This is a genomic window from Mariniplasma anaerobium, from assembly GCF_016865445.1.
GTDB lineage: Bacteria > Bacillota_I > Bacilli_A > Acholeplasmatales > Acholeplasmataceae > Mariniplasma > Mariniplasma anaerobium.
Window position 1 is genome coordinate 862,192 of sequence record NZ_AP024412.1, and the last position, 26,246, is coordinate 888,437.

Below are 26,246 nucleotides of genomic sequence, written 5' to 3' on the forward strand. Positions count from 1 at the left end.
AAGAGGGATTATATGTTCGAAAAACTAAAAAATATGTTTATGTTTAAGAATACTAGAAGACAAAAAATTATATATTTAAGTATTTGGACGATTTTTACTGGACTTATATTTATCTCTATATTTGATTCATTTGATGATAAGGTTTTATTAATTGCACTTTATGTATTAACTTGGATTATCAATTTATCCTTAGCTTTACTACCCATTAGAAATAAGGATTAATAAATAAGTTCTTATAAATAAAAAAAGGCTCAATAGAGCCCTTTTACTATAACCAGGTTGTAATATCTTTTGAATCTAGTCGAACTGAATGATAACCATCTTCAGCTCTTTTACCAATCGATAATATCATGACAGGTTTATATCTGTTTTTATCAATCGATAAAGCTTCTGCAATCTCTTCATGTTTAAATCCACCAATTGGACATGTATCATATCCATGTGATCTTGCAACATGCATAAGTTGCATTGAAACTAAACCTCCATCAAGCCATCCAGTTTTTTCTATAGAGATTTCTGTAAGATTATCTACCATGTTTGAAATTGATCTGAGTTGTCTTTCTTTGACATCTGATGGCATGATTTTATGATCAATAGCTTTATCAAATATTTTTTCTGCATATTGAAATTTTTTTAAGTCTGTAAATATGCAAATCATTGCTGCTGATGTATCTAGTTGTGATTGATTACCATATAATATAGGTCTTAATTTTTCTTTTGCTTCAGGTGTTTCTACTATATAAAATCTCCAAGACTGCATATTCATTGATGAAGGAGCACGAGTTGCTTTTTCAAGCATTTCTGTCATTTCAGTTTTTGATATTTTTACAGTTGGATCATATATTCTAATGGATCTTCTTTCTAATAATTCTTTCATTATTTAACCTCCTTTAATTCATATTGATTATAACATTTATATTATTTTATTAAGTGCAAAATGCTTAAATTCTAAAATTAGAAGAACAAATTTATGAATTATTTTTATAAAATTATGTGAAAGCTAATTATAAGATTTCTTTGTGATATAATGATTTTGAAAGGGTGATTCATATGACAACACATTTTATTTTAATTAGACATGGTGAGCCTCGGTATGATGAAGTTACTGATAAAGGATATGTAGGTATGGGCTATGAATTTGGCAAACTTACAGAAAACGGAATTGCTCAAGCAGAAAGCAGAGCAAAAGATCCTCTACTTCAAGATTCAGAAATTATTATATCTTCACCTTATACACGTGCACTTCAGACAGCAGCAATCATTTCTAGACAAACGGGTATTAAACTTGTTGTAGAACATGATTTACATGAATGGATGCCAGATACTAAATTTATTTATGATTATGAAGTAAGTGGTGCTTTTCAAGAATATTTCGAAGCAGAAGGCAAAAGAAATGTTGGTCATAAGTTCCGTTGGGAAGCATATGATGATTTAAAGAAAAGAGTCCATTTAACATTATTAAAATATAAAAACTACAAGCGTGTTATCGTTGTATGTCATGGTATTGTTATGTCTTCATTAACAAGGTTTGATGATATTATTGAACATTGCGGTGTTAGAGAAGTAGATTTATAATGGATATTAAAAAACTAGAAGCTTGGTATGAGTCAAATCATCGCAAGCTTTTATTTAGAGAAACATCGGATCCTTACAAAATATGGGTATCAGAGATTATGCTTCAACAAACCCAAGTTGAAACTGTCTTACCTTTTTTTAAGTCTTTTATTAAAAAGTATCCGACTGTTGAAAGATTAGCAAAAACAGATCAAGAAACTTTAAAAAAAGATGTTGAAGGTCTGGGATATTATAGAAGATTTAAATATATGTTATTAGCTGCAAAACAAATCGTAGATAAAAATTCAGGGTTTCCAAGTAAGTATCAAGATGTTTTAGCACTTCCTGGTGTTGGAAAATACACAGCAGGAGCAATCATGTCTATTGCTTACAATGAGCCTTATAGCGCGCTTGATGGAAATGTTATTAGAGTTTTATCAAGATATTTGAATCTTAATGATGATTTTAGAGTAGAAAAGAATAAAAAGAATCTTGATCAAATCAATCAAGAGATTATAGAATCTGCCAGACCGAGGATTTACACACAAAGTTTAATGGAATTAGGGGCATTAATCTGTAGACCTAAAAATCCTAAATGTGAGATCTGTCCATTAAATGAACATTGTATTGCTTATGAATTAAACATTCAAGAAACTCTTCCTGTTATGGCGAAACTTAAGGATAAAAAAGAATTTAATTACATAACATTAAAGCTTTATGATAAAAACGATCAAATTGTATTAAGAAAAAGAACAGAAAGTTTACTTGAAGGTATGTATGAATACCCTCAATTTGAAAGTGAATCTATATTTGATGTCATCTCAACTTTAGAAAGTAATGGCGTAGTTATTGATGTCATCAATAAAGAAATGAATTACAAACATATTTTCACCCACCAAATTTGGTATATGAAAGTATTTGAAGCTAGATTACTTAAAGGTAAGGATTTATCTTGGATGATGGTTGATAAAGAAAAAATCAAACAATTACCAATGGCTGTAGCTCATCGTAAAATAAAATGAAAGTAGATGATTATATGAAAAATGAATTATTAATTGAAAAACAAAACTCGTCTAAAGGTTTACTAGAAATTATCACAATGACAAATGACAATGCAGAAGTTGTATTGATATCCAATGGTGCAGGGATTTTTTCATATGAGTATTTAGGCAAAGATTTAGTCATTACACCAGCCTCAATTGAAAGCTATATTAAAGATAGCGCATATTATGGGAAGACCATAGGTAGAACAAGTGGACGTTTGGTTATGCCAAGTTTTAAAATAGATGATAAAGAATATCCAATCAAGGCATATAATTCAAAATACACTCAACTACATGGTGGAGCAACAGGATTTTCAAAAAGAAACTTCTTCGTGACTCATGTCGATAAAAATGATGAATTTGTTAAAGTTGTTTTAAGATATGTCTCAAAAGATTTAGAAGAAGGCTTTCCTGGAGAACTAACTTTAGATGTAGCTTATCAATTAAATTTAGATGGATATCTAGATATTACGCATGACGCAACATCAACAAAAGATACTTTATGTAATATTACCAATCATGCATATTTTAATTTTGATCAAAGTCAAGCAACGATATACAATCATGAAATTAAAGTAAATGCTTCTCATTATTTAGACATAGATGATGACAATATCATTAAAGCAAAAAAAGATGTGTCAAATACAGCATTTGATTTAAGAAAAACAACAAATTTTAAATCTGCTATAGATAAAATGCAAAACACATCATTTAGTGGATTTGATCACACATGGATTTTTGATTCAAATGAAAATGATATAAAAGCCAAAGTTTATGATCCAGCAACAAAAATCGGATTAAATTTATATACATCATACCCTGCGGTTGTAATCTATACGCACAATGTTGTATCAGGTATTGATTTAAAAGGACCTTTCGATGCTAAAGCTAAACATTGTTCATTCACATTAGAATGTCAGTTTGAACCAGGTGGCATACATCATAAAGGCCTAAATCAAGCGATTTTAAGAAAAAACGAACACTATCATCACACTATTAAATTTGAACCATATAAAAAATAAAAAAGATGGGAAGCTTAGCTTCCCATCATTTCTTTAAAGTGTTTGTTTTTATTAAAATAAATGTATAAAGGATATCCAACAACATACATAACAACTGCTTCACCTAAGAATACCCATGAAGCAATTGGAAGAAATGGTATATCATTCATCAGTGATATCATTAATCCAATAACTAAAGCATTACTTAATGCTGGGAATATGAGTGAAATGAGCTTATATTTACTAAATATCATCATAAGAACTAGTGCTAGGAAACTTGCTAGTGTTCCAAATAATGCATCGACTAAACCATAAGGACTCATCAAATAGTTGGCTAAAAATGTACCTATTAATAATCCAACAATGCTTTTTTTATCAAAAAATACTAAAATTAACAAAAATTCAGCAATTCTAAACTGTATGGTTTCAAAGCTTAAAAATTGGAAAATGAAGACCAATACGACATAAATTGAAGCAATCGTTGATTGCTTAATAAAATCTTTTAATTCAAAGTTTTTCATGTTTTTAACTCCCTGTTTTTTTTTAGCTGGTTTCCTAGGGTACAGCTAGTTTTACTACTATACAATTGTATCAAAACTATGTTATAATTACAAGAGCAAAGGAATGATCTAAATGAGCATTAAATTTGAAGTATTACATACGTGTAAACAAAGTGGAGCAAGACTAGGTAGACTGACCACACCTCATGGTGTATTTGAAACGCCTTTTTTTATGCCAGTGGGGACACAAGCAACTGTAAAAACATTAACACCTGAAGAAATTAAAGAAGTTTCTGAAGGCCTTATATTAGGAAATACATATCATTTATGGCTTCAACCAGGTGCAGATATTGTTAAAGCACATGGTGGCATTAGAGGATTTATGAAGTGGGATGGAGCACTATTAACAGATAGTGGTGGATTCCAAGTTTTTTCTTTAAGTAAAACAAGAAAAATTACTGAAGAAGGTGTGCATTTTAAGCATCATAAAAATGGATCAGATCTTTTCATGTCTCCCGAAGATTCGATTAGAGTTCAAGAAGACTTAGGTGCGGATATTATTATGAGTTTTGATGAGTGTCCACCTCCATATGAAACTTATGATTACATGAAAGATTCAGTAGATAGAACTTTAAGATGGGCTAAAAGAGGAAAAGTTGCACTAACAACTGATCAAGCACTTTTTGGTATTGTCCAAGGTGGATTGAATAAAGAGTTAAGAAAATATAGTGCTGAAGAACTCATGAAGATGGATTTTCCAGGATATTCTATTGGTGGATTGTCTGTTGGTGAAACAAAAGAAGAAATGTATGACATGACAAAATTTCTTAATCCAATTTTGCCATTTGATAAACCTAGATACTTAATGGGTGTTGGTTCACCTGATGATTTAGTAGAAAATGTAATCAATGGAATTGATATGTTTGACTGTGTCCTACCTACAAGAATTGCAAGACATGGGACAGCTTTAACAACTCAAGGAAAGGTTGTTATTAAAAACGCGACCTATGAAAAAGATTATGAAACACTTGATCCTGGATTACAAACACATGTTTCAAAATATACTAGAAGTTATATTAGACACTTATTTAAAGGAAATGAAATCTTAGGAATGCGATTAGTCACTTATCAAAATTTGGCTTATTTAAAGCATTTAATGACAGAAATTAGAAAAGCAATTAAAGAAGATCGTCTTTTAGATTTCAAAGAAGAGATGAAGAAAAACACGAATTATTTCAAAACAAAATAAATATCTTTATTTTAAACGGTAAATCGTGTAAAATAGATATAGTAACTAGGAGGGATTTACCTATGGTATTCGGAGAAACAGATAATTTCAATCAAAAACCAATTATAAAAGTTATTGGTGTCGGTGGCGGCGGCGGTAATGCAATCAATCGTATGATTGAAAATGATGTCAAAGGCGTCGTTTTTGTTGCCATGAACACAGATGCTCAAGTTTTAAAAGTATCGAAAGCAGAAACACGTGTTCAACTTGGTAAATATTTAACTAGAGGATTAGGTGCTGGAGCAAAATCAGAAGTCGGTAAAGAAGCCGCTCTCGAATCTATTGATGAAATAGAAGATGTTTTAAAAGATGCTGATATGGTTTTCATCACTGCTGGTATGGGTGGCGGAACTGGAACAGGTGCTGCACCAATAATCGCTAAAAAAGCTAAAGAGATGGGTTGTTTAACAATTGGTATTGTAACAAAACCATTTGCTTTTGAGGGACCTGCAAGAATGCAAGCCGCTATATACGGTCTTGAAGAGTTAAAACCTCATGTAGATACATTAATTGTTGTTCCTAATGAAAGATTACTTGCTGTATCAGGACCTACAACACAATTATTAGATGCATTTAGAGAATCTGATAATGTATTGCGTCAAGGTGTACAAGGTATTGCAGAAATTATTGCTATTCCTGGTTTAATCAATGTGGATTTTGCTGATGTTAAAACAGTTATGGAAAATAAAGGGACTGCTTTAATGGGTATTGGGATTTCTTCAGGCGAAGATCGTGCGATTGAAGCTGCAAGAAAAGCAATACATTCAAAACTCTTAGAAGTTTCTATTGATGGAGCAACTGATGCCATTGTTAATATTACTTCTGGAACAAACATTACATTAATTGAAACAGAACAAGCATTATCTGAAATAAGAAATGCAACAGATAGAGATTTAAATATCATTTATGGTACAACTGTAAATGAAGATCTTGATGACGAAATGATCGTAACAGTTATTGCAACAGGTTATGAACTTAAAGCAAAAGGATCAACAATTGAAAATCTTGCATTAGAAATATTTAATAAAACTTCAGAAGAACAAATGCAAATTACTGATGAAGGTTTAAAACGAAAAAGTGAAGATGATGACGATGAAGATGATGACGATGAAGATAATGATCCTGGTGTTAAACCTGGTCAAAAAAGAAATCTACCATCTTGGCTTGTCAAAAAGTCAAAATTTTAAAAAGGCGTAAAGCCTTTTTTACTGAAAAGAGGAAATATCATGTTAAAAGCTGGTATCGTTGGTCTACCAAATGTAGGCAAATCAACATTATTTAATGCCATAACAAAAGCAGAAGCACTTGCTGCAAACTATCCGTTTGCAACCATTGATCCTAATGTGGGTGTAGTTTATGTCCAAGATGAAAGATTAGATGTTTTAGAATCTATATATAAACCTAAAAAAGTAGTTCCTACAGCATATGAGTTTATTGATATAGCAGGACTTGTAAAAGGCGCTTCAAAAGGTGAAGGTTTAGGGAACCAATTTTTAAGTCACATCAGAGAAGTTGACGCTATTTGTCAAGTTGTTCGTTGTTTTGAAGATGAAAATATTACGCATGTTGAAGGTAATATTGATCCTATTAGAGATATAGAAACTATAAAACTAGAACTCAATTTAGCTGATTTAGAAGTTGTTGATAAAAGAATATCTAGATTAGATAAAAAAGCAAAAGCTAAACTAAAAGATGCAATTTTAGAGCATGAAATATTAACTAAAATTAAAGAAACACTTGATCAAAATATAAGTCCAAGAACTTTAGAGTTTCCTGAAGAAGAGTTAAAGATTATTAAAAGTTTTAATCTTTTATCACTAAAACCTATGATTTATATCGCAAATGTTGCTGAAGAGGATTTAGCTGATCCTTCATCAAATAAACATTATCAAAATATTTTAAAATTTGCGACTCAAGAAAATACTGATGTTGTTTTAATTTCTGCCCAAGTAGAAATGGAAATCGCATCTTTAAATCCTGAAGAACAAATCGAATTTTTAGAAGGTTATGGACTGGAAAAATCAGGATTAAATGAAGTCATCGATAAGAGTTATGAACTTCTAGGATTAAAAACTTACTTTACAGCTGGTGAACCAGAAGTAAGAGCTTGGACTTTTAAAAATGGTATGAAAGCTCCAGCATGTGCAGGGATTATTCATAGTGACTTTGAAAGAGGATTTATTAAAGCAGAAACACTTTCTTATTCAGATTTACTAATATATAAAACTCCTCAAAAAGCTAAAGAAGCGGGTAAAGTTCGCTTGGAGGGTAAAGAGTATGTCGTCAAAGATGGAGATATCATGCTTTTTAGATTCAACGTATGATTAAAGATTATAATGGTGTTATCGTTTGCGCATCTAAATATTTTAGTTGTGATGAAATCAGAACGATTTATCAAAAAGGATACCATGATTTTGGTGAAAACAGGGTCCAATTGATGGTTGAAAAAATGGAACAATTAAAAGATTTGGATATCAATTGGCATTTCATTGGTCATCTTCAATCTAATAAGGTATCTTTGATTATTAATGAGATAGATTATCTGCACACACTTGATAGATTGTCTGTTGCTAAAGCAATCCAGAAACATGCAAAACATAAAATAAAGTGCTTTATACAAATGAACTTAACAGAAGAAGTGCAAAAAAGTGGTGTTTATGTCGATAAATTGCCCCAATTTCTTTTAGAAATTAAAAAATATGATAAAATAGAGTTAGTCGGTCTAATGACCATAGGTATGGATGAAGATATGATAAAAACTGAAGAGGTTTTTAAACAATTATATGATTTATCTAAAGAATATCATCTACCATTATTGTCCATGGGTATGACCCATGACTATGAACTTGCAATTAAGCATCATGCGACACATGTTAGAATTGGTAGAAAATTTTATGAGTTATTAAACTAGGAGGCATTATGGGACTTTTTAGTAAAAAACAGAAGAATCAAAAACAATTGAAATTTGAATCTAAAGAGTCAACATATGATCAAATTATTTTTGAAAAGTTAGAATCTGACCAAGATACATATCTTACAAATTTAGCTGATCAGATGATTGATGGGCATCCTTTGATTTTAAATTTTGAACCGCTTGATATTGATCAAGCAAATAAAGTTATCGCTTTTTTCTCAGGCATTGTATATGCTGTTAAAGGTGAAATCGTATTGATTCAAGAAAAAGTCTTTATGTTTGCTAATAAAGATGTTTACCTTGATGGCTCAATGGATGAGTTTATTAAAGATATCGTAGAATAATTATATACTTGCGTTGATAAAAACACATATTATATGTTAAGGTTTTAAGCGAATTAGGGGTGGTGCAAGCCTAGTAACAAACACATATCATATATCATTTTTGAGCAAGCAATCATAAACGAAGTGCTAGATAATCTTATCTAGAACTAAGGTGGTACCGCGGAATTTTATTTCGTCCTTAGAGATAAGGACGATTTTATTTATATATAAGGAGTGAATTAAAATGGATTATAAAGCAACATTATGTATGCCGAAAACAGATTTTCCAATGCGTGGAAATTTAGGTGTACGAGAAATTGAATTTCAAAAAGCATGGGAAGATAGCAATCTTTATAAAAAGGTCTTAGAACAAAATAAAAATAACCCTTCATTCATATTGCATGATGGGCCACCTTACGCAAATGGGGATATCCACATTGGACATGCCTTAAATAAAGTCTTAAAGGACTTTGTTTTGCGTTATCAAACAATGAAAGGTAAATATGTACCCTACATACCAGGGTGGGATACACATGGTTTGCCTATTGAAACAGCTGTTACTAAAAAAGGTGTTAATCGTAAAGAAATGTCTTTAGTTGATTATCGTAAAATTTGTTATCAATATGCGCTTGAACAAGTAGCAAAACAAAAAGAGCAATTTAAGAGACTTGGTATTTTAGGTGATTGGGATAACCCATATATCACACTAACAAAAGAATATGAAGCTAGACAAGTAGGCGTATTTGCTAAAATGGTAGAAAAAGGATTAATCTATAAAGGATTAAAGCCTGTTTACTGGTCACCATCTAGTGAATCAGCATTGGCTGAAGCTGAAATTGAATATCATGATAAAGTATCAATATCTATATATGTTGCATTTAAATCAGCATCTGATGATCCTGATCTAAAAGATGCATCTTATATCATATGGACAACAACACCTTGGACGATACCAGCAAATCTAGCGATTTCTGTTCATCCAAGATTTAACTATGTTTTATTTGAAACTAAAGGGCATAAATATATCGTAACTGAAACACTTTTAGATGAAGTTTCAAAAGAACTTGGATTTGAAGATGTTAAAGTTTTAAAAACATATAAAGGTCAAGATTTAGAATTAAAAACATATAAACATCCAATTTATGATAGAGTATCACCAATCATTGTTGGAGATCACGTAACTGATACTGATGGTACTGGATTAGTACATACAGCACCTGGACATGGTGAAGATGATTATAGAATTGGGAAACAGTATAATCTAGAAATCTTATGTCCTGTTGATGATAGAGGTATCATGACTAAAGAATCAGGACCATTTGAAGGTATGTATTATGAAGCTGCAAATGAAGAAGTTGTTAAAATGCTTGATGATTTAGGGGCACTTTTAAAATCTTCTAGATTTACACATTCATATCCACATGACTGGAGAACAAGAAAACCAGTTATCTTTAGAGCAACTCCACAATGGTTTGCAAGTATAGATAAAATTAAAAATGAACTTTTAGATGAAGTTAAAAAAGCTGAATGGTTACCTCTTTGGGGTGAATTAAGAATATCTAATATGATTACAAATAGAGAAGACTGGTGTATTTCTCGCCAAAGAGCTTGGGGTGTACCAATTCCAATCTTTTATGCTGAAAATGATGAACCAATCTTAGATAAAGATGTTCTAGATCATATCGCAGGTGAGTTTCATGAACACGGTTCAAATGTTTGGTTTGAAAAAGAAGCTAAAAATTTGCTTCCTAAAGGCTTTACACATAAAGGTAGTCCTAATAACTTATTTAGAAAAGAAACTGATATTATGGATGTTTGGTTTGATTCAGGAACATCTCATACACTATTAGAGACTCTAGATCTTCCTTATCCTGCTGATTTATATTTAGAAGGCTCTGACCAATATAGAGGATGGTTTAATTCATCACTTACTACTGGAGTTGCAGCATATGGTCGCGCACCATACAAACAAGTTGTTTCTCATGGTTTTGTACTTGATGCTAAGGGTAGAAAAATGAGTAAATCATTAGGAAATACAGTAGATCCTAATAAACTTATGAAACAACAAGGTGCTGATATCTTAAGATTATGGGTTGCATCTGTTGATTATCAATCAGATGTTAGAATATCTCAAGATATGATGGTCCAAGTTGCTGAAAGTTATAGAAAAATAAGAAATACAGTTAAATTTGTATTGGGTAATATCGGAGATTTTGATCCAGAGAAAGACTATATTGATTATGAACTTCGTGGTCAATTAAATAAAGTCATGACATTAAAGTATCAACAACTTGTTAATCAAGTCATAGATGCATATGATCATTATCAGTTTGATAAAGTATATAGATCTATTGTCTCATTTATGACTAATGAATTAAGTGCGTTTTATCTTGATTATACTAAAGATATCTTATACATTGAAAAAGCAGATGGATTAATTCGAAGAAGTGTACAATCAACACTTTATGAAATACTTTTAGGTATGCTTAAATTATTAACACCAATCATGCCTCATACAACTTATGAAGCTTATCAATTTTTACCTGGTAAACACTTAGAAAATATATATCTTGAACACTTACCAGAAGTTAGAGAATTAAAAGATCAAAACTTGCTTGTTGCATTTGATGTCTTAGAGCAAGTAAGAAATCTTGCATTAAAGAGATTAGAAGAAGCAAGAGAAAAGAAGATTATTGGTAAATCTTTACAAGCAACACTAGATTTAACAGTTACCAAAGATCAAAAAGCAGCCATTGACTTATTAGATTTTAAAACACATCAAGTATTCATTGTCTCTAAAGTAAATTTAAAAGTAGGCGAAAAACTTGAAATAGCTGTTTCTCTAGCAAATGGTCACACATGTGATCGTTGCTGGAATGTTGTCGACCATGTTCATGAAAATGGATTATGTGATCGTTGTGATGAAATTGTTAATGGGTGAATCATATGAACATATTAGTTGTAAATGATGACGGATATCAAGCAGAAGGACTAGGCATCTTAGTTAGAGCATTAGCTCCTTTTGGAAATGTTTATGTATCAGCTCCAAAATCTCATCAAAGTGCTAAATCTCATGCAATAACTATTCAAAGTAGAATTGAGACTTTTGTTACGGAGCCTTTAAATGGATCTAGAGCTACATTAGTGGTAGATGGTACACCAGCAGATGCTGTAAGATTAGGCGTTAAAGTCTTTGATGTAGACTTTGATTTAGTTGTTTCAGGTATAAATTATGGCGTTAATATTGCTAAAGATATAATGTATTCTGGGACTGTTGCAGCTGCACTTGAAGCTAAAATATTAGGCATTGATGCAATTGCTATTTCCGCTCCAAATACAAGATTAGAATATTTGTATGATGAAACTATCAAACTTTTTGACGAACTTTTAGAATCAGAAATATATAAAAGTGATGGTATTTTAAATATCAACTTTCCAAAAGAGACTTTTGCTAGACCAAAAGGTGTAAGAATTACATCTCAAGGCCTAAGATTACAACATGCAGAATATGTAAAGTCAGAGAAAGCTGATATATTTCATATTAAAGGAAGTATTATCAATTATCAGGAAAAACCGGAAAGCGATGTAACTGCTTTTGATGAGGGTTATGTATCTATTACACCTTTAATGGTAGATCGTACAGATTATAAACGTATTAAAGAAATTATGAACGAGGACAAATGATTGTTAAATAGTTGTCTTTATGATAAACTGAAATCGAAAAGGTAGGTGTAGATATGGCAGAGTTTCACGTACATTTTTTCAAAGAAAAAAGCAGAAAAATTGATTTAGAAGTTCTTATTGCATTCTTTGAAGATATAAAAGGATTTAGTGTTGAAATGGATAATTCTAGTGTAAGATTTTTATATACACATCCAAGATTAGGCCAAAAAGCTAAATTTGTCATTACTCCAAAATCCCAAGTGCCAGATATATATAGATTGAGTCCTAAATTTCTAGATTTAAATTTTCATCTAGAGATGAATTTACTCACGCCTAATTATATAGCAAATGAATTATTTGATTTGGTTAAGAAAATATGTGATCGTTTTAATTTTCATATTTATAATGAAATGTTTGAAGACGTTCTTCCTTTTAAAATGGAAGTTGTTCAAAAGGTTTATCACATGCTAAAACAAGCATATATTGATAAAAATCCTGTGATATTAAGTAACTATTTTATCTTGAGAAATGAAAAATTAAATGCAATTTATAGATATTTAGATGAACTATATGATTTGCAAAAGTATTATCAAGAACTAGATACTTATGTACCTTCATATCATTTTTTGAAAACTGAAGAGAAAAAATTAGTCATTGGTATTGAATTTAAGGAACATACGTTAACAGTATTTCCTCCAGAAATAGATTATATATTTTATCGATCTAAAGAACAGATTAAAGTTTTTTTAGCATCACAAGTTTTAGAAACACTAGATAAATTAACACAAGATGTTCCTGGATTTATTAAAGGAACAAAAGTAGTTCCAAAAAAGAATTTAAAAAAAGTGCATAAATTGATGAAAAAAACTAAATTTGATTTAGTTGAGCACACATTTGAAAAAGAAGTACTCACCCATTTATTAGACATTTAACGAGGTAGACATGAAATATATAAAGAAAATAATTTTACATACACTTTTACATACACTTGGGTTTATCGTGATAGCTCTTGGCATTTCAAACATACTGACTTCAAAATTAGGAGCATCTCCAATTGATGCGTTTAATTATTTTTTACATAAGATTGTCATAAATTATATACCCTCTCTTACATTGGGTACAATTATTATATTTACTGGATTGGCCGTAACATTATTGGCATTTATTTTTAATAAAAACAAAAACATGATCATAAGCGCAATATTTTTATTTGTTGTAGGTATATTTGTAGATATGTGGATGTTTTTATTAGGATATATTCCTGATCAAATACTAAGTTTGATGATTTTCAGGATATTCCTTGCAGTATCAGGTATGCTACTTTGTTCATTTGGTGTTGCAGTCACAATTCTAACAGGCTTACCTCCTTCACCATATGAAAGATTAATGCTTGTTATTCATGAAAAAATAAACAATTTAGCTATCGCAAAAATTATAGTTGAAGGCAGTTTTTTCATTCTTGCAATTAGTTTGGGGTTATTAACACAAAGTTTATTTGAACAAGTGAATTTATTTACGATTGTCATGACATTTTCAATTGGACCACTTGTTTTATTGTTTTCAAATATGTTAAAGAAAAAATATTTTAAAGGAGAGTTAAAAAATGAATCTAAACAAGTATATTGATCACACAAAATTAGGTGCAAATGTTTCTCAAGCACAAATGGATCAATTGATTGAAGAGGCTAAGACTTATGATTTTAAAAGTGTATGTGTGAATCCAATATGGGTTAAACATGCAGCTCATAAATTAAAAAACACTGATGTTCTAGTTTGTACTGTTATAGGGTTTCCTCATGGTACACACCATCATCTAGTTAAAGCCTATGAAACATTAGAAGCTGTTAATGATGGTGCAGATGAAATTGATATGGTTATCAATGTTCATGCCTTAAAATCAAAAGATTATCATACAACTTTAACAGAAATCAAAGGTGTTGTTGAAAGTGCTGATGGTAGATGCGTTAAAGTTATTATTGAAACATGTTATTTAACAGAAGATGAAATTGTTAAAGCTTGTGAATTAGCAGTAGAAGCTAAAGCAACATTTGTTAAAACTTCAACTGGTTTTGGAACTGGTGGAGCAACTATAAAACATGTTGAATTAATGAAAAAAACAGTTGGAGATGATGCTCTTGTTAAAGCAAGTGGCGGAGTCAGAACATATGAAGATGCAATCAAGATGATAGAAGCAGGTGCTTCTAGAATTGGAACATCAAATGGAGTAGATATTGTAAATAAAAGGAGAACAAAAGATGATACCAACACCACATATTGAACTAGAAAATAAAGATTTAATCGCAAAAACAGTTTTAATGCCAGGAGATCCTCTAAGAGCTAAATTTATCGCAGATACATTTTTAACAAAAGTTGAAAAAATAAACAATGTTAGAAATATGTTTGGATATACAGGCTATTATGGTAAGAAAAAGGTTACAGTTATGGGCTCAGGTATGGGTATGCCAAGTATTGGTATATATAGCTATGAATTATACAGCTTTTATGATGTTGAAAAAATTATTCGTATTGGTTCAGCTGGAGCTTATAGTCCTGATCTTAAATTATATGATGTTTTATTAGTTGAAAAAGCTTATTCAGAATCATCATATGCAAAAACAATGGGTGTATCTAATAGAAAAATCTTATCTTCAAGCAAATCTTTAAATAATAGATTATTAAAAGCTGCTGATAAACTAGATATTACAATTAGACCCGTATTAATTCATTCATCAGATGTTTTTTATAGACTAAAAGCTGATCAATTTAAAGATATATATAAAACCTATGGTGCAGAAGCTGTAGAAATGGAATCATTTGCATTATTTGCTAATGCAAAAGCATTAAATAAAAAAGCAGCATGTCTTCTAACAGTATCTGATTCATTGGTTACTCATGAGAAAACAACAGCTCAAGAACGTCAAGAAGCATTTACAAAAATGATGGAAGTTGCATTAAATTCTCTCTAATGACAGATATTAACAATGGATTTAAAACGATACAATTCGCGTTATACTTTACAGATAATGACGATCTTGATACACGCGTGTATCGTTTTTTATTATCTAAATTACTGATTTCACATACATCAACATATCCAACAAAAGCACTGATGCATAAAAAGCTAGAAGAACTATATGGTGCTAACTTATACGCAAGAGTTGAAAGACACGCAAACTTAAATATAGTAGGCGTTGTTTTCACATGCGTCAATCCTTTAATCGTAAAAGATGATTTATTACTTGATCAAATCATTGAATTAATCAATGAAATGTTTGTTGACAGAACTTTTTTTAATGAAGATATTTTCTTAGAAGAAAAAAGATTACTTATCGAACAATTTGATAGCATTAAAGATAATAAACGTGTGTATGCAAATTATGAATTTACTAAATTACTATTTGGTAATGATTTATATGGTTATCCACTTCCAGGTAGACTTGAAGATATTAAAAAAGTAAAACTTGAAGATGTTATCAATTATTATAAAAATCAATTTTTAAATCAAGATATAAAAATATATTTAAATGGTCATATAAAAGAATACTCAAATCTTTTTAAAACTAAATGTTTGATTCAAGAAAAAGATAAACAATTTGATATTGACCTTTCATTTAGAAAACCTAGAGTCAATCTTTATCAAGAAGAAATGACAAAAATGAATCAAGCAATTATTAAACTTGCATATATCACTGATATTTATCGGTTTGATGACTTATATGAAGCAGCTTTATGTTTTGACCTTATACTAGGTGGTTATCCAGAATCTAGACTTTTTAAAGAGATTAGAGAGAAACAAGCGCTTTGTTATGATGTTTCATCAGGTTACGATTATTATAAAGGTATTTTAGTTATAACCAGTGGAGTCGCTAAAGATAAGAAGGATTATGCATTAAATGAAATTAAAAAATTAGTAGAAGATTTTAAGGTTCATGAGATTTCTCTTGATGAACTTAATCATGCAAAAGCTTATATTAAACACCAAATACAAAGTAGTATGGATCACCAATCTTATTTAACCAAAAGTACATTTTTAAAAAGAATCTTAAATGAAAATGTATCTACAGAAGAAAGATTAGATAGATTAGAAAAAGTCAAACTTGAAGATGTTGTTAAAATTTCTAAATCTATCGTATTGGACACATCTTATGCGCTTTATGGAGGTGACAAATGATTCACAAATACTATGAAAGATTTAATGAACATGTCTATATTATAAAACTTAAAAACGGAATGCAAGTTCACTTATTACCTAAAGAAGAACCAGTTTACTCAACTTATGTTGAGCTTTCAATTCCTTATGGATCACTTGATCTATCATATGCTTATGATCAAAAGAAATATTTAACACCTGCAGGAACTGCACATTTTATGGAACATAAGATATTTGCCAATCCTGATGGTGATGCGTTTGCAAAATTTTCTAATTTAGGTGTTGATGCTAATGCGATGACATCTTATCATCAAACATCATATTTGTTTTCCGCAACTAATCATGTCTTAGAGGCTCTATCGCATCTTTTAGATATGCTTGATACACCATATTTTACAAAAGAAAATGTAGATCAAGAAAAAGATATTATTGCAGAAGAATTAAAGATGTACTTAGATGATCCAGTATCTATGATGCAAAACAAATTAATGGAAAACATGTATCACAATCATTTTATCAAGCATGATATTGGTGGGACAGTCGAATCTATTCAAGAAGTTACACCAGAGCTATTAGAAGACGTCTATAAGCATTTCTATGCGCCAAACATGCGGTTGCTTACGATTTCAGGGAAAATCAATTTAAAAGAACTTAAAGCATTTTTCAAAGCTTATGATAAACAAATAAATACAAAAATAAAACCAATCATTCATGTACCTAAAGAATCAAAAACTTTGGTAAAAAAACTTGAAGTTTTAGCAGATGATGTATCATTTAGTAAGTTAATGATTGGGATTAAATTAGATCCTATCGGAAGATCAGATCAAGCATTAGTTAAAAGAGAAATGAGTATGACGATGTGTCTAAATATGCTTTTAGGATCTTCATCTAAAATGTATGAATCACTTTTACAACAACAAATTATTAATCAAAGTTTTTATGTCAATACTACTTTTGAGAAAAAAGCTGAACATATTATGATTTATGCTGAAAGTAAAAAGATTAATAAGTTAAAAAATATATTAATTAATTACTTAACCAAAGATGCATTTCAAGATTTAAATGAAGAGGATTTTGTAAGATATAAAAAAGTTTATTTAGGTCAATTCATATTTGCTTTAAATAGTATTGAGACTAAAACATATTTATACAATAAGTATTATCATCAAAAAACATCTTTATTTGAAGTTGTTGATATGATGAATGATGTTACTTATGAAGATATGCTTAATGCATTAAACCGTATTCAAAAAAGATCAATAACAACACTTATTTTAAAAAAAGACTAATTCATAGTCTTTTTTTTATAAATAACGTGTATTGTTAAGCTCATCTTTTAAATATAATCTAAATTTTAAGATAATTAATCAAAAGAGATATAGTTAATATCAAATGTGTGGTTTTGATTCAAATCTTCTTTAGCATATACTTAAAAACAAAAAGGAGATTATATGGTTAATCAATTGATACTTGTTGGTCGTTTGACAAAAGATCCAGAAACTAAAATATTAGCTGATGGAAGAAAAGTAAGTGATGTGATTCTTGCAGTACAAAGAGGCTTTAAGAATATGGAAGGTACATATGACACAGATTTTATTAAAATATCTGTTTGGGAAGGTCTCGCAACTGCTATAGAATCATATTGCTTCAAAGGCACGATGATTGCAGTAAAAGCAAGACTTCAAACTTACAAATATGAACTGGATGAAGAGAAAAAATTAAACATGCTTGAAGTGATTGCAGAAAGAATTACTTTCCTATCATCTACCCATAAGCAAGAAGCCGCATTAGAAAAAGAAAAGAAAGCGTAGTTAAGAGTTTTTATTAATGTTTAAAATCAAGATTAGAAAAACAATAAATGGATGCTAAAAAGCATCTATTTTTGTTTATTTGACTTAATTTATTACTCTATTTGTGCTACAATGAATTGAGGAGTTGATAACTATGAATCTAAATTTTAAAGCTGAAGTATTAAAAAGAAAAGAAGATATCATCAAGGATTTAACGGGGTTAATCAAAATTAATTCTGAAATGACTACATATGATCCTGATCGTGTTGGTGCACCTTTTGGCCAAGGGATTAAAGATGCTCTAGATTATATGATTAAATTAGGTGAAAAAGATGGATTTGATTGTGTAAATCTTGATGGATATGCAGGTCATATTTCATATGGTAATCAAAAAGAATTTGTTGGAACTATTGGACATTTAGATGTTGTTCCTGCAGGTAATGATTGGACTTTTGCAGCATATGGTGCAGAAATTCACGATAATAAAATGTATGGTCGTGGAACAGAAGATGATAAGGGACCTACAATTGCTGTTTATTATGCACTTAAAATATTAAAAGAATTAAAAGTAGATTTATCAAAGAGAATCAAATTGATATTAGGTACTGATGAAGAAACAGCTTGGAGAGGTGTTCGCCATTATTTTAGTTTATATCCTGAAATTCCAGTTTCTGGATTTATACCAGATGCAGATTTTCCTTTAATATATGCTGAAAAAGGTATCTCAAGAATATTTATTGAAGGTAGTCTTGAAGGTAGTGATATTGTTTCTGTTCAAGGTGGATTTAGAGATAATATGGTTCCAGATTATGCAGAAGCTTACTTGAAACCTAATGAAGATTATAAATCTTTATTTAATAAATTTTTAAAAGCAAATAAATATTTAGGTGTTGCAGAAGATAAAGATGATTTAGTTTATATTAAAGTTTTTGGAAAAAGTGCACATGGATCTACTCCTGAATTTGGAGAAAATGCGATTGACCGCCTTTTTGAATTCTTAAGTGATGTAAATATTAATCATCCAATTGTAACTTTAGCAAAAGAAAAATTAATTCATGATATTCATGGACAAAAACTTGGTGTAGCATATAAAGATGAGGAAATGGGACATTTAACTATAAATCTTGGTGCTATGTCTACCATTGATAAAAAATATCGTTTCAATTTGAATTTAAGATATCCTAATGGTGTTAAGTTTGAAGAAGTAGTAGAAACATTAAAAGAAAATGTAAAAGCTTATGGCTCAACTGTAACAGTAGATAATCATCAAGAACTACTTTATGTTGATCCGAAATCTGAACTTGTTCAAAAGTTGTTAAAAGTTTATAGAAAACATACAAATGATATGTCTGATCCAATCACAATTGGTGGTGGCACATTTGCAAGAGCACTACCTAATAGTGTTGCTTTTGGACCACATTTCTTAGAAAAACCAACATATATTCATCAAAAAAATGAATTTATTGACTTAGATGATTTTTTCACAGCAATTATGATTTATACGGAAGCATTATACGAATTAGCTAAGTAAAGGAGGCTTTTTTATGAAAGCATATCTTGATTTATGCAAACATGTCATGGAACATGGTACATTAAAAATGGATCGAACAAAAACAGGAACTAAGAGTGTTTTTGGTTATCAAATGCGATTTGATTTAAGTGAAGGATTTCCACTTTTAACAACAAAAAAAGTTCACTTGAAATCAATCATCCATGAATTACTATGGTTTATTTCAGGCGATACAAATATCAAATATTTAGTAGAAAATAACGTAAAAATTTGGAACGATTGGCCATTTAAAGCTTTTAAAAAAAGTGCAGATTATCATAATGAAACGATGGATGAATATGTCCAAATGATAAAAAATGATGCTGATTTTGCAGCTAAATATGGGGATTTAGGACCAGTTTATGGTGCACAGTGGAGAAATTTTAACGGAGTTGATCAAATACAATATATCCTTGATGAACTCAAAAACAATCCAAATTCTAGACGCATGATTTTAAGTGCTTGGAATCCAAGTGAAATAAAGGATATGGCTTTGCCACCCTGTCATACACTTATCCAATTTTATGTTGCAGATGGAAAACTATCTTTACAGTTATACCAAAGAAGCGCTGATATTTTCTTAGGAGTTCCTTTTAATATTGCATCATATGCATTATTACTTATGATGGTTGCTCAAGTTACAAATTTAGAATTAGGAGAATTTGTTCACACACTTGGTGATGCACATATCTATGTAAACCATTTCGAGCAAATCCAATTACAATTATCTAGAGAAACTAGAAAATTACCTATTATGGATATAAACAAAGATGTTAAATCATTATTTGATTTTAAATTTTCTGATTTTACATTAAAGGACTATAATCCACATCCTAGAATTAAAGGCAAGGTAGCTGTATGATTTCAATGATATGGGCAATGGATGAAAATTGGCTAATTGGTAAAGATAATCTTCTACCTTGGCATTATCCAAAAGACCTTCAATATTTTAAGAATATGACGAAAGATCAAAGTGTCATTATGGGCGATTTAACTTATAAATCCTTAAAGACATATTATAAAACTAAACCATTACCGTTTAAAAAGGTATATGTAGCAAATATATTAGATGTAACTTATACTGACGCAATTCATGTAAAAGATATATTTGAGTTTATTAAACATACTAAAGAAGATATATGTGTTATTGGTGGAAAAACAATCTATCAATTAATGCTGCCTTATGCAGATCGACTTTATATCACTTATGTCTTAAAAGCACATGAGGGAAACGTTTATTTTCCTAAATTTAATTTGTCCGATTTTAAATTGGTCTCTAAAAAAATGGAAGACCAATTAATATTTGCAACTTATGAAAGGAGTAAAATATGATTTCAGCATTATTCATCATCTCAAGTCTAGCATTTACTTATTTACTCCACATCATAACCAATACAAATTACTATTTTATTCCACTATGGTTAATAGCTGGTGTTATCTTAGGGTATTTGATTACCTTACTGTTTGTAATTGTTCAATTACCTATATTTAAGAAAACAAAATTATTTAATAAATACAAAATATATACATATCGATCTGTTGCATATTTTTTAAATCGTTATGTCTTTAGACTAAGATTAGAAATAGTTGGTAGAGAAAATGTTCCAAAATCTGGAAGACTTACCGTATATGCGAATCATAAATCATATGCTGATCCTGTCATTGTCATGGAAGCTATCAATAGACCTACAAGCTATACACCAAAAAGTGGGGTATATAAATTTCCTTTTATGCACGAAATGCTTGCATCATTAGGATCATTTCCTATAGATCGATCAAGCGATAGAAATACTGCTAGAGCGATGGTAGAAGCCATTAAAGTAGTCAAACAAGGTATGGCAATGGTTATTTTTCCTGAAGGTGGTATTAAAGATAGAAATGATATAAAGATGGTCGCCATGCGTGCTGGAGCATATCGCTTAGGTGTGAAAGCTGAAGCTGATTTATTACCAGTAAGCATAGATGGATCTATTATGATTAAACATAATGTCCCATTTAAGAGAACAAAAATTAAAGTCACTATTCATGAACTGATTAAATATGAAGACATTAAAGGATTGAAAACCTCTGATTTAGCAGATAGAGTATTTCATATCATCAATGAAGAACTAACAAAAAACGACTAAATTTAGTCGTTTTTTTGATGGTCTATTAAAGTTAATTTTTGATTTTCTAATTTAAAATATAAGACATCACAATTATTAACAAGATATGTAGAAAATTGATACTTGATAGGATTGATATAAACTAAGAGTGATTTTATAACATGGGAATGAGCAACACATAAAACTTCTTGATCTTTATATATGTTTTCTAATTTCAATGTTGCTTTAACTACTCTATTGATAATTTTATCATCATCTTCATATCCAGGATATTTATAGCCTTTTTGTCTTACTAAAGGCATGCCTTCTTCAACTGGAATTCCTTCTAGGTGAAAAAAATTTCTTTCAACAAATTGTTGTATCACATGAATTGGTTTATTATAATCCAGTTTTTTTGATAAGATAAATGCAGTTTCAAGTGCTCTAGATAAAGGGGATGATATAAACGCATCAAATTTTTTATTTTGTGATTTAAGAATATCTGCAAGCTTATGTGCTTCTAATTTTCCATCTTCATTGAGTGGATTATCTGTACGCCCTTGAATGATTTGATTTATATTTGAATTTGTTTGACCATGTCTTACCATTGCTAATATCATTTGTATCCTCGCTGTGTAATCTTTAGTGTTGTGTTTTTATTCTTAAGCTACTATAAAAATATGATAGAAAGTATGACTAAAGCTAAAACAGCAATAAAAAGAAGAACTGATTTTAATGATAATGAGTGATCATAATCACTTCGTTCAGTGTCATTTTCTTGATTTCTTTTTTTTTCGCTCCAAAATTCTCTTTGACGTCCATTTATATCTCTCATAGGAACTCCTTTTAAATTTTTTTATTATCGCATAAAATCATTAGATTTATTATAAACATATTATACCATGTTTTACTGTCTTTTATGTTAAAATATAGACAAGGAGATGTGATTAATATGCATATGATAGATATCATTACTAAAAAAAGAGATGGCTTTGAATTAACTAAAGAAGAAATTGATTATTTGATTAAATCATATACCAAAGGAGATATACCTGATTATCAAATCAGTGCTTTTTTGATGGCAACTTATTTTAATCAAATGACGGAACAAGAAGCAACTCATTTAGCATTAGCTATGAGAGATTCTGGTGACTCAATTGATTTATCAGAAATTAAAGGTATTAAAGTTGATAAGCATTCAACTGGCGGTGTTGGTGATAAGGTTACACTTGTCTTAGGACCACTATTAGCAGCATTAGGTGCTAAAGTCGCTAAAATGAGTGGTAGAGGTTTAGGACATACCGGTGGTACAATTGATAAATTAGAAAGTATTCCAGGATACAAAGTAGAATTATCAGTTAAAGATTTTATTAAACAAGTCCAAGATATTGGAATTGCTGTAGTAGGTCAAAGTGGTGATGTAGCACCTGCAGATAAAAAGTTTTATGCACTTAGAGATGTTACTGCAACAGTGGATTGCATTCCACTAATTGCATCAAGCATTATGTCAAAAAAACTAGCAAGTGGTGCAGATGCAATATGTCTAGATGTTAAAGTTGGACATGGAGCATTTATGAAAACTGAAGAAGAGGCTGTTAAATTAGCTAAGCTTATGGTTTCTATTGGTAAACTTGCAGGTAAAAAAGTAACTGCAATTTTAACAGGTATGGATGAACCATTAGGACATAAAATAGGGAATGCATTAGAAGTTTATGAAGCAATTGAAACATTACAAGGAAATGGACCAGATGATTTAGTTGAAGTAACGCTTGCTATTGGATCACAACTTTTAATGGATGCGAATATCGCATCATCTAATCAAGAAGCTGTAGATATGATGAATAAGGCTTTACATGATATGTCTGCATATAATAAGTTTTTAGAACTTGTGAAGGCACAAGGCGGAGATGTTAATGTATTAAAACATCCTGAATTGTTACTTTCAGATAAAAAAGTAGAAATTTTATCTTTAAAAGATGGATATATCACAGAAATGAATGCACTTGATATAGGTAAAGCAGCGATGCGCCTTGGTGCAGGTAGAGAAACAAAAGAAGATGAAATATTTTTAGATGTAGGCATTGATCTACATAAAAAAATTGGAGATCAAGTTAAAAAAGGTGAAGTGCTTGCAACATTTTATGTAAGAGATAAAGGTGTGGAAGAAGCTAAAAATCTACTTCTTGAAGCCATTACAATAGGTGAACATCAAAAATCTATTAAACTCATTAAAAGAAAGATATCATAAAATGAATATTATGTATCCTGATTATACAAACTCGATACTGAACGTATCACATAGTATACTTGATTTTTATCATGCTGGTGCAAGATATCCTGTTATACCGGAATTAAAAGAAAAATTATCAGATGATATTAAACATGTATGTCTTGTTTTACTTGATGGTATGGGCATGAATATCATCGAAAAACATTTAGAAAAAGATACATTTATAAGAAAAAACATAGCAAAAAAAATAACTTCTATATTTCCTCCAACTACTGTAGCTGCAACAAATGCAGTTTTGACCACAAATCTGCCATATCAAAGTGGATATTTAGGTTGGGTGCAATATTTTAAAAAAGAAGATGTCAATCTAACTGTATTTTTAAATGAAGATTTTTATGATGATTCTAAACATTTTCAAAATGATTTTAAAGAAATGTATTTGAAACAAGACTTAATATATGATTATATAAAAAAATCTAGACCAGAAGTAAAAACTTATGAGTTGTTTCCATCTTTTAGACCAAATGGATATAAAACTTTTCATCTACAAATGAAAAGATTACTAGAAATAACTCGAAAAAAAGAAGAGAATTTCTCATATGTATATTGGACACAACCCGATATGCTTGAGCATGAAGTCGGTATTGATGATTTATTGGTTAAAAAGAAATTACAAGACTTAAATCAAGAATTAGAAGATTTTTCAAAGATGCTTAATGATGATACAATTCTAATTGTAATTGCAGATCATGGATTGGTTAATGTAGAAGCGATTGACTTACATAAAAATGATCAGTTAATGAATTATTTATTAAGAAAACCTTCAATGGAACCAAGAGCAACTAACTTCTTTGTTAAACCATTTAAAAAACAACAATTTGAAAAATTATTCAATGATATGTATTCGCAATATTATAAGTTGATGAGTAAGAATGAATTCTTGTCTAGTGGTTTAATTGGTCAAGGCAAAAAGCATCCTTTACTAGATACATTTTTAGGAGATTATATTGCTATTGCGACATCTAATAAGTTTTTTAAATTTAAAGATGGCGTAACATTTAAAGGACATCACGCTGGCCTTTGTCAAGGTGAAATGGAAGTCCCATTGATCATTTATAAAAATAAATAAAAAAATAGCACCTCCTCAATATCATGAGGAAGTGCTTTTTATATGCTTTTATTTAATTTTTATTTCTTTGCTACAGTTTTTGCTACTTTTTCATCTTTTGCAAATTCAGCAGCCATCATAACTGATGATGCTAAGTCTGTAATATTTGTAGGTACAACAAGTTTAGTAGATTGACCGTTTGCAACTAAAGCCAATGCTTCATAAGCCTTAATTGTTAATACTGCATGATCTGGTTTAGTATCTTTAATTAACTTGATACCTAATGCTTCAGCTTCTTTTAACTTATAAATAGCTGATGCTTCACCTTCAGCCTCTAAAATCTTTTGTTGTTTAACAGCGTTTGCTCTTAGAATAACAGCTTCAGCTTCACCTTCAGCTTTTAAGATTTCCGCACGTTTTTGACCTTCAGCAATTAAGATGTTTTGACGTTTTTCACGTTCAGCACGCATTTGTTTTTCCATTGAGTCTCTAATGTCTTTAGGTGGAAGAATGTTTTTAACTTCCACACGGTTAACTTTAATGCCCCATGGGTCAGTTGCTTCATCTAAAATCATACGCATCTTTGTGTTAATTAGATCTCTTGATGTTAATGTTTCATCTAAATCAAGATCACCGATAATATTACGTAATGTAGTAGCTGATATCTTTTCAATAGCTAACATAGGATTTGCTGTGCCATATGTATAAGCTTTTGGATCTGTAATTGAGAAGAATACAACAGTATCAATTTGCATGGTTACGTTATCTTTAGTAATAACAGGTTGTGGATCGAAATCTTTAACTTGTTCTTTTAATGAAACTTGACTAACAACGCGATCTAGAATTGGAACTAAGAAGTGAATACCAACGCCCCAAGTTGTAGAATACCCGCCTAAACGTTCAATAACATACTTTTTAGTTTGTGTAACTAATCTAAAACTAGCTGCGGCAATTAACAATAATAAACCGCCAACAATCAATAATGTTATACCAACTGCACCTAACATTACTGGTGAAATAAATAATTCTAAAATACTCATATTTTTCCT

The 26,246-nt window shown here is 30.1% G+C and carries 29 protein-coding genes; 24 read left to right on the top strand and 5 right to left on the bottom strand.

All coding sequences use genetic code 11. From position 1 onward, the window contains the following. Nucleotides 1–12 precede the first annotated feature (12 nt). On the top strand, nucleotides 13–222 hold the full coding sequence (locus MPAN_RS04150) for a hypothetical protein (RefSeq protein WP_176239772.1): 210 nt from the start codon (nucleotides 13–15) through the stop codon (nucleotides 220–222). 46 nt (nucleotides 223–268) lie between these two features. On the opposite strand, the gene MPAN_RS04155 is transcribed toward MPAN_RS04150, so the two are convergent. Beyond that, on the bottom strand, nucleotides 269–877 hold the full coding sequence (locus MPAN_RS04155) for a nitroreductase family protein (RefSeq protein WP_176239773.1): 609 nt from the start codon (nucleotides 875–877) through the stop codon (nucleotides 269–271). A 173-nt stretch (nucleotides 878–1,050) separates the two neighbouring features. On the opposite strand from MPAN_RS04155, the gene MPAN_RS04160 reads away from it, so the two are divergent. Genes MPAN_RS04160 through MPAN_RS04170 form a run of 3 tightly spaced genes read left to right on the top strand, consistent with a single transcriptional unit; the run spans nucleotide 1,051 to nucleotide 3,619 of the window. Then, entirely contained in the window at nucleotides 1,051–1,575 is a 525-nt protein-coding gene (locus MPAN_RS04160) for a histidine phosphatase family protein (protein ID WP_176239774.1), read from the top strand. Next, a complete protein-coding gene (locus tag MPAN_RS04165) occupies nucleotides 1,575–2,576 on the top strand; it encodes an A/G-specific adenine glycosylase (RefSeq protein ID WP_176239775.1) in 1,002 nt (333 codons plus the stop codon). The genes MPAN_RS04160 and MPAN_RS04165 overlap by 1 nt, the downstream gene beginning before the upstream one ends. Nucleotides 2,577–2,590: 14 nt before the next feature. Next, nucleotides 2,591–3,619 (top strand): aldose epimerase family protein, encoded by a 1,029-nt coding sequence (locus MPAN_RS04170; protein WP_176239776.1) that lies wholly within the window; start codon nucleotides 2,591–2,593, stop codon nucleotides 3,617–3,619. A gap of 14 nt (nucleotides 3,620–3,633) precedes the next feature. Here the strand turns inward: MPAN_RS04170 and MPAN_RS04175 are convergent, their stop codons facing one another. Then, nucleotides 3,634–4,119: a QueT transporter family protein gene (locus MPAN_RS04175; protein WP_176239777.1), complete on the bottom strand. Its 486-nt coding sequence runs from the start codon at nucleotides 4,117–4,119 to the stop codon at nucleotides 3,634–3,636. Nucleotides 4,120–4,231: 112 nt separating this feature from the next. Here MPAN_RS04175 and tgt point away from each other — a divergent pair, with 112 nt between their 5' ends. From tgt to MPAN_RS04265, 18 genes are all read left to right on the top strand, one after another. Further along, on the top strand, nucleotides 4,232–5,347 hold the full coding sequence (tgt, locus tag MPAN_RS04180; protein ID WP_176239778.1) for a tRNA guanosine(34) transglycosylase Tgt: 1,116 nt from the start codon (nucleotides 4,232–4,234) through the stop codon (nucleotides 5,345–5,347). Between the two features lie 62 nt (nucleotides 5,348–5,409). Further along, nucleotides 5,410–6,573 (top strand): cell division protein FtsZ, encoded by a 1,164-nt coding sequence (gene ftsZ / locus MPAN_RS04185; protein ID WP_176239779.1) that lies wholly within the window; start codon nucleotides 5,410–5,412, stop codon nucleotides 6,571–6,573. A gap of 36 nt (nucleotides 6,574–6,609) precedes the next feature. Further along, on the top strand, nucleotides 6,610–7,710 hold the full coding sequence (ychF, locus tag MPAN_RS04190; RefSeq protein WP_176239867.1) for a redox-regulated ATPase YchF: 1,101 nt from the start codon (nucleotides 6,610–6,612) through the stop codon (nucleotides 7,708–7,710). Further along, nucleotides 7,707–8,297, top strand: coding sequence for a YggS family pyridoxal phosphate-dependent enzyme (locus MPAN_RS04195; protein ID WP_176239780.1), 591 nt, complete (start codon nucleotides 7,707–7,709; stop codon nucleotides 8,295–8,297). Before ychF ends, MPAN_RS04195 begins: the two co-directional genes overlap by 4 nt. Nucleotides 8,298–8,305: 8 nt before the next feature. Beyond that, nucleotides 8,306–8,644, top strand: coding sequence for a cell division protein SepF (gene sepF / locus MPAN_RS04200; RefSeq protein WP_176239781.1), 339 nt, complete (start codon nucleotides 8,306–8,308; stop codon nucleotides 8,642–8,644). A 223-nt stretch (nucleotides 8,645–8,867) separates the two neighbouring features. Next, entirely contained in the window at nucleotides 8,868–11,564 is a 2,697-nt protein-coding gene (gene ileS, locus MPAN_RS04205) for an isoleucine--tRNA ligase (RefSeq protein ID WP_176239782.1), read from the top strand. Between the two features lie 5 nt (nucleotides 11,565–11,569). Then, nucleotides 11,570–12,307 (top strand): 5'/3'-nucleotidase SurE, encoded by a 738-nt coding sequence (gene surE, locus MPAN_RS04210; protein WP_176239783.1) that lies wholly within the window; start codon nucleotides 11,570–11,572, stop codon nucleotides 12,305–12,307. Nucleotides 12,308–12,360: 53 nt separating this feature from the next. Continuing rightward, nucleotides 12,361–13,218 carry a hypothetical protein gene (locus MPAN_RS04215; RefSeq protein ID WP_176239784.1) on the top strand — a complete coding sequence of 286 codons (858 nt, stop codon included), beginning with the start codon at nucleotides 12,361–12,363 and terminating at the stop codon, nucleotides 13,216–13,218. A gap of 10 nt (nucleotides 13,219–13,228) precedes the next feature. Then, entirely contained in the window at nucleotides 13,229–13,912 is a 684-nt protein-coding gene (locus tag MPAN_RS04220; RefSeq protein WP_176239785.1) for a YczE/YyaS/YitT family protein, read from the top strand. Further along, complete coding sequence (gene deoC / locus MPAN_RS04225) at nucleotides 13,890–14,564, top strand: deoxyribose-phosphate aldolase (RefSeq protein ID WP_176239786.1); 675 nt, start codon at nucleotides 13,890–13,892, stop codon at nucleotides 14,562–14,564. Before MPAN_RS04220 ends, deoC begins: the two co-directional genes overlap by 23 nt. Continuing rightward, a complete protein-coding gene (gene deoD / locus MPAN_RS04230; protein ID WP_176239787.1) occupies nucleotides 14,542–15,252 on the top strand; it encodes a purine-nucleoside phosphorylase in 711 nt (236 codons plus the stop codon). The genes deoC and deoD overlap by 23 nt, the downstream gene beginning before the upstream one ends. After that, a complete protein-coding gene (locus MPAN_RS04235) occupies nucleotides 15,252–16,457 on the top strand; it encodes a M16 family metallopeptidase (protein ID WP_176239788.1) in 1,206 nt (401 codons plus the stop codon). Before deoD ends, MPAN_RS04235 begins: the two co-directional genes overlap by 1 nt. Then, nucleotides 16,454–17,725, top strand: a complete 1,272-nt coding sequence (gene yfmH / locus MPAN_RS04240) for an EF-P 5-aminopentanol modification-associated protein YfmH (RefSeq protein ID WP_176239789.1) — start codon at nucleotides 16,454–16,456, stop codon at nucleotides 17,723–17,725. Before MPAN_RS04235 ends, yfmH begins: the two co-directional genes overlap by 4 nt. 162 nt (nucleotides 17,726–17,887) lie before the next feature. Then, nucleotides 17,888–18,247: a single-stranded DNA-binding protein gene (locus MPAN_RS04245; RefSeq protein WP_176239790.1), complete on the top strand. Its 360-nt coding sequence runs from the start codon at nucleotides 17,888–17,890 to the stop codon at nucleotides 18,245–18,247. A gap of 133 nt (nucleotides 18,248–18,380) precedes the next feature. Next, complete coding sequence (gene pepV / locus MPAN_RS04250) at nucleotides 18,381–19,757, top strand: dipeptidase PepV (protein WP_176239791.1); 1,377 nt, start codon at nucleotides 18,381–18,383, stop codon at nucleotides 19,755–19,757. A gap of 13 nt (nucleotides 19,758–19,770) precedes the next feature. Beyond that, nucleotides 19,771–20,637: a thymidylate synthase gene (thyA, locus tag MPAN_RS04255; protein ID WP_176239792.1), complete on the top strand. Its 867-nt coding sequence runs from the start codon at nucleotides 19,771–19,773 to the stop codon at nucleotides 20,635–20,637. Further along, nucleotides 20,634–21,107, top strand: coding sequence for a dihydrofolate reductase (locus MPAN_RS04260; protein WP_176239793.1), 474 nt, complete (start codon nucleotides 20,634–20,636; stop codon nucleotides 21,105–21,107). Before thyA ends, MPAN_RS04260 begins: the two co-directional genes overlap by 4 nt. After that, a complete protein-coding gene (locus tag MPAN_RS04265) occupies nucleotides 21,104–21,901 on the top strand; it encodes a lysophospholipid acyltransferase family protein (protein WP_176239794.1) in 798 nt (265 codons plus the stop codon). Before MPAN_RS04260 ends, MPAN_RS04265 begins: the two co-directional genes overlap by 4 nt. Nucleotides 21,902–21,903: 2 nt before the next feature. Here MPAN_RS04265 and MPAN_RS04270 read toward each other — a convergent pair whose 3' ends face one another. Together MPAN_RS04270 and MPAN_RS04275 are read right to left on the bottom strand one after the other, a co-directional pair. Continuing rightward, on the bottom strand, nucleotides 21,904–22,479 hold the full coding sequence (locus MPAN_RS04270) for a histidine phosphatase family protein (RefSeq protein ID WP_176239795.1): 576 nt from the start codon (nucleotides 22,477–22,479) through the stop codon (nucleotides 21,904–21,906). Nucleotides 22,480–22,529: 50 nt separating this feature from the next. Continuing rightward, nucleotides 22,530–22,694: a hypothetical protein gene (locus MPAN_RS04275; RefSeq protein ID WP_176239796.1), complete on the bottom strand. Its 165-nt coding sequence runs from the start codon at nucleotides 22,692–22,694 to the stop codon at nucleotides 22,530–22,532. 117 nt (nucleotides 22,695–22,811) lie between these two features. Here MPAN_RS04275 and MPAN_RS04280 point away from each other — a divergent pair, with 117 nt between their 5' ends. Together MPAN_RS04280 and MPAN_RS04285 are read left to right on the top strand one after the other, a co-directional pair. Continuing rightward, nucleotides 22,812–24,107: a pyrimidine-nucleoside phosphorylase gene (locus MPAN_RS04280; RefSeq protein ID WP_176239797.1), complete on the top strand. Its 1,296-nt coding sequence runs from the start codon at nucleotides 22,812–22,814 to the stop codon at nucleotides 24,105–24,107. A 1-nt stretch (nucleotide 24,108) separates the two neighbouring features. Beyond that, entirely contained in the window at nucleotides 24,109–25,218 is a 1,110-nt protein-coding gene (locus tag MPAN_RS04285; protein ID WP_176239798.1) for an alkaline phosphatase family protein, read from the top strand. 59 nt (nucleotides 25,219–25,277) lie between these two features. Here MPAN_RS04285 and MPAN_RS04290 read toward each other — a convergent pair whose 3' ends face one another. Beyond that, nucleotides 25,278–26,237: an SPFH domain-containing protein gene (locus MPAN_RS04290; protein WP_231756816.1), complete on the bottom strand. Its 960-nt coding sequence runs from the start codon at nucleotides 26,235–26,237 to the stop codon at nucleotides 25,278–25,280. Nucleotides 26,238–26,246 lie beyond the last annotated feature (9 nt).